This window comes from Caballeronia sp. (genome assembly GCF_049581465.1).
Taxonomy (GTDB): domain Bacteria; phylum Pseudomonadota; class Gammaproteobacteria; order Burkholderiales; family Burkholderiaceae; genus Caballeronia.
Map to the genome: position 1 here is coordinate 1 of NZ_JBAUSA010000421.1, position 4,660 is coordinate 4,660.

Sequence of the window (4,660 nt, forward strand, 5' to 3'; positions counted from 1 at the left end):
CCGCTGCGCACGCCCAGCGTGTGCAGTTCCATGATCTCGCGCCCTAGATTCTCGTTGAGGCCCGGCTTGCGGTCCGGATGACGCGCAGCCGCGCGTTCCGCAGCGGGGCTGTCGGGGCCGACAGAGCGCGCCTGGTCGAGGAAAATCTGCATGGCCGGATGACGCTCGGCGGCCACCAGCATGTCTTCGAAACGCCCCAGTACGTGCGGACGAATGGCTTCGACTTCGTACGATCCAGCCAGCATGGCAACCGGAGGCTTCTCCACCGATACCGCAAAGTGGTTCGCCCAGAAATGCACCAGCCGCTCGACGAACGGCGTGGGCGTCTGCAACGCGCTCATGAAGCGCGCATTCACGGCCGCGCGATACGTGTCGCGGATCTTCTCGTTGTAGCTCTTGCGCACCGCCTGCTTGTCGTCATCGGAAGCGTTGCGGATGGCGATCTGGCGGTCCGCGAACTCGGCGGCGAGCGTGCTGCTCGATGGCTCGCCGGACCACGCGGGCGACATCGGCTGGTAGGCCGCGCCGCCCATCTGGCTGAGGAGCCAGCCCTTCGGATCGGCGGGCACCGTTTCATCGGCGCGCACGCCCAGTCCGAATCGATTCAATGCGATGGCGGCGGATGTCGCTTGGCGGCGATCGTCCATGGCAGTCTCCAGGATTAGCTTGCTTGACTCTTCGCTTGATTCATCTTTAACGGCTGACGCAGCGTTTTTCCGTCGCTGTGCCAGACAATTATTGCTTCGGTGGCGGACCGACGTGCAGCGGCCCGTGACGCTCCAGGGCGTCTACTAGCTTGACCCGCTCATCGGATGTCAATGTGCCGGCGAAGTGCGCCACGGTCTCTTCAATACGTCCACGCAAGGTCGAGTCGGCCTCGCGCGTGCGGGCGAGCGCGGCATCGAGCGCGGCCTGATCGAATTGCGGCGCGGCGAGGAGTTGTGCGATATCGAGCCGCCCCTGGCGTGCCGAAAGAATCAGCGCCAGGGAGTCCCGGCGGTTTTGCCTCAGCGCTTCGCGCAATTGCTCTTGGCGTGCTTCGGTCAGTTCGGCGGCTGCGAAACGCAAGCCGCGTTGCTGGGCAATCACGGCCGCGCGTTCCTTCATGATCCATCGGTATGTGCCGCCTCCCAGCGTCCCGAGAAGGAAGACGTTAAGAACCAGCGATATGACCAGGAAGGTCTTGAGTCTTGTCATTGATCGCTCCAGTCGGGCGGGGTGCTGCTGAAGACCGTGCCGCCGTAGCTTTGGTCGATCATGCCCAGCGCGTTCGTGTTCGCGGCCGTGTTCATGGCCGTTCCTGCTGGCGAACCCGTCAGCGAGATCGCCATCGCGCCCGCCGCGATGCCCGCCACGCCCGCGCCGATCAGGCCAGCGCCGGAAAACCACAAGCGGGGTTGTCGCCAGAAGGAATTCGCACGCCGGGGCGCAGCGCAAGCTGGCGCCGACGCGATGATCCGGCGTATCAGGTGGGTATCCGGCGCCGGTACGGCGAAGCTCTCGAGATACTCGTCGAGTTGCAGCGCTTCCTCGATCGCTGCGAGCGCACTGGGATCGTGCTGCGCGAGCAAGGCCTGCGCGGCCGCGCGTTCTTCCTGCGGCCAGTGGTCGGGCAACGCGCCGTAAGCTTCAGTCAGTTGTCTAAAGCGTTCTGCGGTCATTGAAGTCATCGGCTTTCCTCGCGGCGTTCTTTCTTTTGAAGTGGCGTGCCATTGTCATCGCGCTCACCCGCCAGGTGACCGCGCAGGTTGCGGCGCGCGCGCGACAGCAGGCTTTCGAGCGCTTCGATGCTGATGCCCATTAGTTGAGCGGCTTCCACGTTCGACAGCTCCTGGTAGTACTGCAACACGAGTGCTTCACGCTGGCGTGCGGGCAGCGCTGCGAGCGCCGCCTTGATGCGCTCGTTGCGCTCGCCTTCACTCATGCGTTCCTCGGGTAGCGGCGCGGGATCGACGGCTTCGGGAATGTCGCCGGTCATGCTTTGTTCGCGACGGCTGCCGGAGCTGCTGCCTGAACGGCTTCCTGAGCGCAGACGGTCGTAGCAAAGATTGAGGGCGACTCGATGCAGCCAGGTATCGAAACGCGCCGGGCCTTGTTGCCAGCGCGACGCTTCCTTCCAGATGCGTACGAACGCTTCCTGTGCCACGTCGTTGGCCTCCTCGCGGTCACCTAGCATGCGGGTCGCGAGGGCAAGCAGACGCGGCAGCTTGCGCGCGACCATCTCGCGCACGGCCCCCGGTTCCTCGGCGCCCACGCGTGCCACCAGCTCAGCGTCTGGATCTGTTTCGTTCAATGCGTCTTGTCTCGTTGCACATGTTGAACACCCCGCGCCGGCCCGCATCGTTTTCATGCAGTGCCAGCGCTGCTTCGACCCACTACGGCCCGATTGATCCCGCGTGTCAATAAACGACGACCGCCGGCTCGCGATAGTACGCCGGATGCGCCGGATAGACGACGCACGCAGCCAGCGTCATGGCAGCGAGTGCCATGACGAGCAAGGACTTGAACATGATTGCCCGCCTGGTATGGATAGCGTGAAACTTAGCGTGCCCAGTAGCCTTCGACCCAGCGCCAGTTCGGCCCGCGTTGCACCCAGTGCCCGGGGACCCATCGTGCGCCGGCGCGCATTGGCCGCCAATGGCCGGGAACCCATTCGTAACCCCGTCCGGACCAGCGCCAGTGGCCTTCATCCCAGACATAGCCAGGCCGGCCTGGCGGCACGGCTTCGGCACGCATCGGCGGCGGCGCACTCGGCGCGATGATCACCGCTTGAGCACGAGCGCTTGAGCTCGTGAGGCCGGTAACGGCCGCTAAGGCCGGCGCGAAAACAAGAGCCGCTAGCGTACGTGTGAATACCCTACGATTTGCTTTCATTAATATTCCTAACGATTATTCAAGATCCGATGCAGCACTCTATACAGGCTTAAACGGGGCATGACGCAAAATCCGTCGCAGGTTCACGAAATGTCTTGCGATGGGTCTCACGCTAAGCCGCGAGGACGGTCTTAGTCGCGCCTTAGCCGCCTTAGCAATAGAAGCTTCGAAAGCGTGCCGCCAAAGCTAGCGAGCCGGCATTAGCAATTGGTTACACGATTGCATCCGCTAAAGCCAAGGCACGCGAGCCTATGTGTGCCAAGGGTTTGCAGGAATTAAGCGGCTACTGTGCAGCGGGCCCGTTACTTGCGGTACAGCGCTTGGCGTCATCCGCTTGCGCCCGGCCGACGTTAATACATAACGCACGGGAATACGCAGGATCCTGACGAAACGAAAATAAATGGAGCATTTACTATATGAAAACACGCTTGCGCAAGACTCATGCAGCAGCGTTTTCTCTTTTCGCGGCACTCGTATCGTCATCTCTTCCGGGATGGGCGCAATCGGTTCCTTCTCCTACTGCGCCGGCCGCCTTGGCGGGCGATCCGCCCGGCCGCGTCGCGCGGCTCAATTACTTCACCGGTAACGTGACGCTCGAACCTGCGGGGGCCACCGACTGGTCTTATGCGCAATTGAACCGGCCGTTGACGACGGGCGATCAGCTTTGGGCCGACAGTGGCGCGCGGGGTGAATTACAAGCGGGATCGACGGCATTGCGCCTCGATCAGCAAACGGCGTTGAGCATTGTCGATCTCGACGATACGACCCTGCAGCTCAAGGTTGGCCAAGGTTCGCTTTCCACGCGTGTGCGTGAATTGCCCACTGGGCAGACCGTGGAAATCGATACGCCTAACGTGGCGCTCCAGGCGACCGGTCCTGGCGAATTTCGCGTCGATGTCGCGCCTGACGGTAGCTCGACCACCGTCACTGTGCGTGGCGGGACCGCGACTCTTTATGGCGATGGCGGTTCGTATCAGATGTCTGCGGGGCAGCAGGCGCGGTTTATCGGTGTGAACCTCCAGCAACAAAGCGGCGGCGTCGCGCCGGCTCCTGACGCGTTCGACGAGTGGGTCGCGAGCCGCGACCGTGCGGAGGATGGATCGGAGTCCGCGCGCTATGTGTCGCGGGATATCCCGGGCTACGAAGATCTCGATGCTAACGGCACGTGGCGCAGCGATCCGAACTATGGCGAGGTCTGGGTGCCGACCGTTGCTGTTTCGGCGAATTGGGCGCCCTATCACGAAGGTCACTGGACTTGGATTGCGCCTTGGGGCTGGACCTGGGTCGACGATGCTCCGTGGGGTTTCGCGCCTTTCCACTATGGCCGCTGGGCTTATGTGAGTAACTCGTGGGCGTGGGTGCCCGGTCCGATGGTCGTCGTGCAACCTGTGTATGCGCCGGCGCTCGTGGCATTTGTCGGTGGCGATGGTGGTGGGGGCGCGCATTGGGGCGTCGATCTCGCGATCGGCGGCGCGGTGGGTGCGGGTGTCGCGTGGTTCGCTTTGGGGCCGCATGAAGCATGGCATCCGGGGTACGGATATAGCCCGAGCTACTACAATCGCGTCAACAGCGTGAACATCACGAACGTGCGTAATACCACGATCGTGAACAACATCCACAACACCTATATCAACCAGACCAGGCCCGGCGCGATCACCGCGGTCCCGGCTAGTGCGTTCGTTCGGGGACAGCCGGTTGCGCAAGCCGCTCGTGTTTTATCGGCGCAGCAGATCGTGCACGCGCAGATTGGCGCGGGTGCGCCTGGCATTGCGCCGGTGCGTGAAAG

Annotated in this window: 6 protein-coding genes; 1 reads left to right on the forward strand and 5 read right to left on the reverse strand. The window is 63.0% G+C overall.

Annotated features, from left to right (window positions below):
* The 5 genes from WCA53_RS10525 to WCA53_RS10545 all read right to left on the reverse strand — a co-directional run.
* On the reverse strand, window positions 1-647 hold a 647-nt coding region (locus WCA53_RS10525; RefSeq protein WP_423908847.1), incomplete at its 3' end, for a DUF1800 family protein.
* 88 nt (window positions 648-735) lie between these two features.
* Entirely contained in the window at window positions 736-1,197 is a 462-nt protein-coding gene (locus WCA53_RS10530) for a periplasmic heavy metal sensor (RefSeq protein ID WP_423908851.1), read from the reverse strand.
* Window positions 1,194-1,670 carry a hypothetical protein gene (locus WCA53_RS10535; RefSeq protein ID WP_423908854.1) on the reverse strand — a complete coding sequence of 159 codons (477 nt, stop codon included), beginning with the start codon at window positions 1,668-1,670 and terminating at the stop codon, window positions 1,194-1,196. Before WCA53_RS10535 ends, WCA53_RS10530 begins: the two co-directional genes overlap by 4 nt.
* The gene (locus WCA53_RS10540; protein WP_423908864.1) at window positions 1,667-2,341 is read right to left on the reverse strand and encodes an RNA polymerase sigma factor; all 675 of its coding nucleotides are present in this window, start codon (window positions 2,339-2,341) and stop codon (window positions 1,667-1,669) included. Before WCA53_RS10540 ends, WCA53_RS10535 begins: the two co-directional genes overlap by 4 nt.
* Window positions 2,342-2,541: 200 nt before the next feature.
* Entirely contained in the window at window positions 2,542-2,874 is a 333-nt protein-coding gene (locus tag WCA53_RS10545) for a YXWGXW repeat-containing protein (RefSeq protein WP_423908857.1), read from the reverse strand.
* A gap of 416 nt (window positions 2,875-3,290) precedes the next feature.
* Here WCA53_RS10545 and WCA53_RS10550 point away from each other — a divergent pair.
* Window positions 3,291-4,660 (forward strand): DUF6600 domain-containing protein (locus tag WCA53_RS10550; RefSeq protein WP_423908860.1); only part of this gene is annotated, 1,370 nt, incomplete at its 3' end.